This window comes from Streptomyces sp. YS-3, from assembly GCF_045257485.1.
Lineage (GTDB): Bacteria > Actinomycetota > Actinomycetes > Streptomycetales > Streptomycetaceae > Streptomyces.
In genome coordinates this window covers 1-6423 of record NZ_JBJHPC010000419.1, presented here as the reverse complement: position 1 = coordinate 6423, position 6423 = coordinate 1, and the positions used below count along the sequence as shown (strand labels likewise).

At 69.9% G+C, this 6423-nt stretch carries 5 protein-coding genes; 2 read left to right on the top strand and 3 right to left on the bottom strand.

The genetic code is table 11. The features are described 5' to 3' along the window. Window positions 1–539, bottom strand: a 539-nt coding sequence (locus ACJA3G_RS26980; RefSeq protein WP_406555644.1) for an LURP-one-related/scramblase family protein, incomplete at its 3' end; no start/stop codon positions are given. Window positions 540–579: 40 nt separating this feature from the next. On the opposite strand from ACJA3G_RS26980, the gene ACJA3G_RS26975 reads away from it, so the two are divergent. Then, window positions 580–2361 (top strand): NHL domain-containing thioredoxin family protein, encoded by a 1782-nt coding sequence (locus ACJA3G_RS26975; protein WP_406555643.1) that lies wholly within the window; start codon window positions 580–582, stop codon window positions 2359–2361. A 155-nt stretch (window positions 2362–2516) separates the two neighbouring features. Here ACJA3G_RS26975 and ACJA3G_RS26970 read toward each other — a convergent pair whose 3' ends face one another. Together ACJA3G_RS26970 and ACJA3G_RS26965 are read right to left on the bottom strand one after the other, a co-directional pair. Then, window positions 2517–3806, bottom strand: a complete 1290-nt coding sequence (locus ACJA3G_RS26970) for a M18 family aminopeptidase (RefSeq protein WP_406555642.1) — start codon at window positions 3804–3806, stop codon at window positions 2517–2519. A gap of 145 nt (window positions 3807–3951) precedes the next feature. Further along, window positions 3952–5781 carry an acyl-CoA dehydrogenase gene (locus ACJA3G_RS26965; protein ID WP_406555641.1) on the bottom strand — a complete coding sequence of 610 codons (1830 nt, stop codon included), beginning with the start codon at window positions 5779–5781 and terminating at the stop codon, window positions 3952–3954. 121 nt (window positions 5782–5902) lie between these two features. Here ACJA3G_RS26965 and ACJA3G_RS26960 point away from each other — a divergent pair, with 121 nt between their 5' ends. Beyond that, on the top strand, window positions 5903–6352 hold the full coding sequence (locus ACJA3G_RS26960; protein ID WP_358833726.1) for an SseB family protein: 450 nt from the start codon (window positions 5903–5905) through the stop codon (window positions 6350–6352). Window positions 6353–6423: the final 71 nt, after the last annotated feature.

The following is a 6423-nucleotide window of genomic DNA, read 5'->3' as shown; positions in this document are numbered from 1 at the left end:
CTGCCCTTCGCGCCCCTCTCCCCCTTCTCGCCCCTCTCGTCGTCCTCATCGTGCTCCCGCTCCCGCTCGTCCATCCGGATCACGCACACCACCACGGCGATGAGCAGCGCCGCGTCGGCGTCCTCACGGACGACGTTCACCGCGTACGTCTCGCGTACGTGGAACCAGCGGCGCGAGACGTGCGCGAGCAGTTCCCCGTCGTACTCGACGGCGAACTCGCGGTCGAAGATCCTCCCGGAGACATCGAGCTCGGTGCCCTCGACCAGGCTGACGCGGTAGTGGTTGCGCAGCAGCGAGAGCCGTTTGCGGCGGACGGTGGCGAGCGGCCGGTCGTCCCGCTCGATGGTCATCGCGTCCCGCAGGGCGAAGAATTTCTTGCGCAGGGTGACCAGCACCCGCCCGCCCGGGTCCTTCAGCTCCAGGGTGTCCCGCAGCCGCAGCGCCTTGCCGTCGACGAGAAAGGCCTGCCGGCCGTCCTCGGTCTCGATCCAGTAGTCGTCCCCGATCGCGAAGATCTTGTCGCGCACCAGATATTTCATGGCGGAATGCGTACCCCTGCTTTTGGGGTTGGATGGGGGTATGGCTACACGTGCACGCGTTCGGGCCCCCGAGCTGATCGGCAAGGGCGGCTGGCTGAACACCGGTGATCAGGAGTACACCCTCGCCGACCTGCGGGGGAGGATCGTCATCCTCGACTTCTGGACCTTTTGCTGCATCAACTGCCTCCATGTCCTGGACGAGCTCCGAGAGCTGGAGGAGAAGCACCGGGACACCGTGGTGATCGTCGGGGTGCACTCGCCGAAGTTCGTGCACGAGGCCGAGCACCAGGCCGTGGTGGATGCCGTGGAGCGGTATCAGGTGCACCACCCGGTCCTGGACGACCCCGAGCTCGCGACCTGGAAGCAGTACGCCGTGCGGGCCTGGCCCACGCTCGTCGTGATCGATCCCGAGGGGTACATCGTCGCCCAGCACGCCGGTGAGGGGCATGCGCACGCCATCGCGAGGCTGGTGGAGGAGCTGGAGGCCGAGCACGGGGCGAAGGGGACGCTGCGGCGCGGGGACGGGCCGTATGTGCCGCCGGAGCCGGTGGCGAGTGATCTGCGCTTCCCGGGCAAGGCGGTCGTGCTGCCGGGCAGCGGGAACTTCCTGGTGTCGGACTCGACGCGGCACGAGCTGGTCGAGCTGGAGCCGGACGGCGAGAGCGTCGTGCGGCGCGTCGGCGGTGGTGCCTTCAACGAGCCGCAGGGGCTCGCGCTGCTGCCGGACGGGCGCGTGGTCGTCGCGGACACCGTCAACCACGCGCTGCGGGTCTTCGACCCGGTGAGCGGGGCCGTGGAGCGGGTCGCCGGTACCGGCAGGCAGTGGTGGCAGGGTTCGCCCACGTCCGGGCCGGCCCTGGAGGTCGACCTCTCCTCGCCGTGGGACGTCGCCTGGTGGCAGGGCCGGGTGTGGATCGCCATGGCCGGGGTGCACCAGCTGTGGACGTACGACCCCGAGAGCGGGACCGTCGAGGTCGCGGCCGGGACGACGCAGGAGGGGCTGGTCGACGGTCCTGCCGCCGAGGCCTGGTTCGCGCAGCCGTCCGGGCTCGCGGCGACCGAGGACCGGCTGTGGGTCGCGGACGCGGAGAACTCGGCGCTGCGGTACGTGGAGCGCTCGGATGCCGGGTACGTCGTGGGGACGGCCGTCGGGACCGGGCTCTTCGACTTCGGGCACCGGGACGGGGAGGCCGGGCAGGCGCTGCTCCAGCATCCGCTGGGGGTGACGGCGCTGCCGGACGGGTCGGTGGCGGTGTCCGACACGTACAACCACGCGCTGCGCCGTTACGACCCGGCGTCGGGTGAGGTCACCACGCTGGCCACGGACCTGCGCGAGCCCAGTGACGCGGTGCTCGTCGGGGACGACATCGTGGTGGTGGAGTCGGCGCGGCACCGGCTGACCCGGCTGCGGCTGCCGGAGGAGGCGGTACGGGTGGACGCGGTGGCGCACCGTACGCGGCGGGAGGCGACCGAGGTCGCCCCGGGGGCGCTCCAACTGGACGTGGTCTTCCAGGCCCCGGCGGGCCAGAAGCTCGACACCCGCTACGGTCCGTCGACGCGTCTGATCGTCTCGTCGACGCCTGCGGAGCTGCTGGTGTCCGGGGAGGGTACGGGGACGGACCTGTCGCGGTCGCTGTCGCTCGACCCGGCGGTGGCGGAGGGGGTTCTGCACGTCTCCGCGATGGCGGCGTCGTGCGACGACGATCCGGCGAACGAGTATCCGGCGTGCCATGTGCACCAGCAGGACTGGGGGGTGCCGGTGCGGCTGGTGGCGGGGGCGGCAGCCCGGTTGCCGTTGGTGCTGGCCGGGCTGGACGGGTAGACCTCACCGGGTCCCTGTTTCGTCTGCGGGCCGTGTGTGGCCGGTCGCGCAGTTCCCCGCGCCCCTGGCGGGCGCCCCGAAGGGGCGCATTCAAGGGGCGCGGGGAACCGCGCGAGCGGCCCGGCACGGTCCGCAGATGAACGCGCGGGCGGGGATCAGCCCCGCAGGAACGACAGCAGCGCGTTCGCCAGGAGATACGGGTCGTCCGCCCCGCACAGCTCGCGCGCGCTGTGCATCGACAGGATCGCCACCCCGATGTCCACCGTCTGGATGCCGTGGCGGGCCGCCGTGATCGGCCCGATCGTCGTGCCGCACGGCATCGCGTTGTTGGAGACGAAGTGCTGCCACGGCACTCCCGCCCGCTCGCACGCCGCCGCGAAGACCGCCCGGCCCGAACCGTCCGTCGCGTACCGCTGGTTGACGTTGACCTTCAGGATCGGGCCGCCGTTGGCGCGCGGGTGGTGGGTGGGGTCGTGGCGCTCGGCGTAGTTGGGGTGGATCGCGTGGCCCGTGTCGGAGGAGAGGCAGACGGTGCCCGCGAAGGCCCGCGCCTTGTCCTCGTACGTACCGCCGCGCGCGAACACCGAGCGTTCCAGGACCGTTCCGAGCAGGGGGCCGTCCGCGCCCGTGTCGGCCTGGGAGCCGTTCTCCTCGTGGTCGAAGGCTGCCAGGACGGGGATGAAGGAGAGGTCCGCGTCCGTGGAGGCCGCCGCCAGCGCCGCCGTGCCCGCGTGCACGGAGATGAGGTTGTCCATCCTCGGGCCGGCCACCAGCTCCTCGTCGCGGCCCAGGTAGGAGGGCGGTTCGATCGAGTGGACCATCAGGTCCCAGCCGGTGACCTCGTCCTCGGCCAGGCCCGCCTCCTGTTCCAGGAAGCGGATGAGGTCGCCCTCGGCCACGTCGCCGAGGCCCCAGATCGGCTGGAGGTGCTTCTGGCGGTCCAGCTTGAGGCCGTCGTTGGCCGACCGGTCCAGGTGGATGGCCAGTTGCGGGACGCGCAGCAGCGCGCGGTCCACGTTGACCAGGACGTGCGACCCGTCGCGCAGGGTGAGCCGGCCCGCGAGGCCCAGGTCGCGGTCGAGCCAGGTGTTCAGGAGCGTCCCGCCGTAGACCTCCACCGCGACCTGGCGCCAGCCGAACGCGCCGGTGTCCGGCAGCGGCTTGACCCGCAGGTTGGGTGAGTCGGTGTGCGCGCCGACGATCCGGAACGGGGTGTGCGCCGCCGCGCCCTCCGGTACGAACCACGCGATGACCGCGCCGCCGCGCAGCACGAACTTCCCGCCCGCCGACCCGTCCCACGCGTCCGTCTCCCGCACCTGCTGGAAGCCGGCCTTCTCCAGCCGCGCGGCGGCGTTCGCCACCGCGTGGTACGGCGACGGGCTCGCCGCGAGGAAGGACATCAGGTCGTCGGTGTGTCCGCGGTCGAAGCGGGAGGGTGTGCTCATACGTTCACCTTAACCAGGGGTGCCGACAGACAAGGGCCCGCTCCCCGGGCGGGGAGCGGGCCCTTGGTCCGGCGGCCTGGAAGGGGGCCGCCGGACGGTCCGTGGCGTCGGTGACGCGTCGCTGACGCGGCCGTGACGCGTCGGATCAGAACGCGGACTCGTCGAGCTCCATCAGGGAGTTATCGACGGTCTCGGCCAGCGCGCGGGCGGTGCCGACGCCGGGCAGGACGTTCGCGGCGAAGAACTTCGCGGCGGCGATCTTGCCGGTGTAGAAGGCGACGTCCTTGGGGGAGGCGGTCGGCAGCTTCTCGGCGGCGACGGCCGCGCTCTTGAGGAGCAGGTAGCCGACGACGACGTCACCGGAGGCCATCAGCAGGCGGGTGGTGTTGAGGCCCACCTTGTAGATGTTCTTGACGTCCTCACCGGTGGCGGTCAGGTCGGTGATCATCGTGCCGACGATCGCTTCCAGGTCCACCGCGGCCTTGGCGAGCGAGTCGAGCGCGCCGCCCAGCTCCTCGTGGCCCGACTGCTCGGCGAGGAACTTCTTGATCTCCTCGGAGAGGAGGTTGAGCGAGGCGCCCTGGTCGCGGACGATCTTCCGGAAGAAGAAGTCCTGGCCCTGGATCGCGGTGGTGCCCTCGTAGAGGGTGTCGATCTTGGCGTCGCGGATGTACTGCTCGATCGGGTACTCCTGGAGGTACCCGGAGCCGCCGAAGGTCTGGAGCGACTCGTGCGAGAGCTTCTCGTACGACTTCTCCGAGCCGTAGCCCTTCACGATCGGCAGCAGCAGGTCGTTGAGGCCCACCAGCGCCTTGGCGTCCTCGCCCGCGGCCTCCTTGACCTGGATCGCGTCCTGGACGGCGGCGGTGTAGAGGACGAGGGAGCGCATGCCCTCGGCGTACGCCTTCTGCGTCATCAGGGAGCGGCGCACGTCCGGGTGGTGGGTGATCGTCACCTTGGGCGCGGTCTTGTCCATGAACTGCGAGAGGTCGCTGCCCTGGACGCGCTCCTTGGCGTACTCCAGCGCGTTGAGGTAGCCCGTGGAGAGCGTGGCGATGGCCTTCGTGCCGACCATCATGCGGGCGAACTCGATGATCATGAACATCTGGCGGATGCCGTCGTGCTTGTCGCCGATCAGCCAGCCCTTGGCGGGGTGCTTGTCGCCGAAGGTCATCTCGCACGTGTTGGACGCCTTGAGGCCCATCTTGTGCTCGACGTTCGTGGCGTACACGCCGTTGCGCTCGCCCAGCTCGCCGGTCTCCCAGTCGAAGTGGAACTTCGGGACCAGGAAGAGGGAGAGGCCCTTGGTGCCGGGGCCGTGGCCCTCGGGGCGGGCGAGGACGTAGTGGAGGATGTTCTCCTCCATGTCGTGCTCACCGGAGGTGATGAAGCGCTTCACGCCCTCGATGTGCCACGAACCGTCGGGCTGCTCGACGGCCTTGGTGCGGCCGGCGCCCACGTCCGAGCCGGCGTCCGGCTCGGTGAGGACCATCGTCGAGCCCCAGCGCTTCTCGACGGCGATCTCGGCGATCTTCTTCTGCGCCTCGTTGCCCTCCTCGAAGAGGATGCCGGCGAAGGCCGGACCCGAGGAGTACATCCAGACGGCCGGGTTCGCGCCGAGCAGCAGCTCCGCGTACGCCCAGATGAGGGAGCGGGGGGAAACGGTTCCGCCGATCTCCTCCGGCAGGCCCAGACGCCAGTACTCGCTGTCCATGAAGGCCTTGTAGGACTTCTTGAAGGACGCCGGGACGGGCGCGGTGTTGGTCTCCGGGTCGAACACCGGCGGGTTGCGGTCGGCGTCCGCGAAGGAGTCGGCCAGCTCGTTCTCGGCGAGACGCGCGATCTCGTCGAGGATGGTCTTGGCGGTGTCGACGTCCATCTCGGCGAACGGGCCGGTGCCGTACAGCTTGTCGCGTCCGAGGACCTCGAAGAGGTTGAACTCGATGTCGCGGAGATTCGACTTGTAGTGCCCCATGGCGACGGCTCCGTAAGCAGATCGGTTACATCTCTACCAGCAAGTAGCTACGATGATGCTACCCGTCGGTAATAAGACGCAACCCCTCTGGGCACATATGTGGCGCACTACTCTTGCGCCCATGTACGGCTACGACCAGAACCAGGGTGCTCAAGCGCAGTACTCCCAGCCGCAGCCCTCCTACGGAGAGCAGCCGCTGTACCCCGAGCCGTCACCGCCCTCGCTCGCGGACGCGGTGCGGGCGTTCACCACCGGCTCGCTCTCGGCCGAGGACTTCCAGCAGATCTTCGCGGGCTCGAAGGTGTACTGCCCGCGCGGCGACAACCCCGGGTTCCTGGCGCTGCACAACACGCAGCAGCCGGTCATCCCGATGTTCACCTCGCTGAAGGAGCTGCGCAGGTACGCGGGCAAGGAGTCCAAGTACTTCGTGATCACCGGCGCGGAGGTGATCGATCTGCTGCCGACCGGGTACGGCTTCGTCCTCGACATGGAGGGGGACCACCGGATGGTGTTCGACGCGAAGGCGGTCGAGCAGATGGTGGACTTCGCGATGCGGCGGATGTACGGCTGAGGAGCCTTTCCGCCCTCTCGCCCCCCTCGCCGGCGCCCTCCTGACCGCCCTCCCTCCCCCTCGGGAATCAG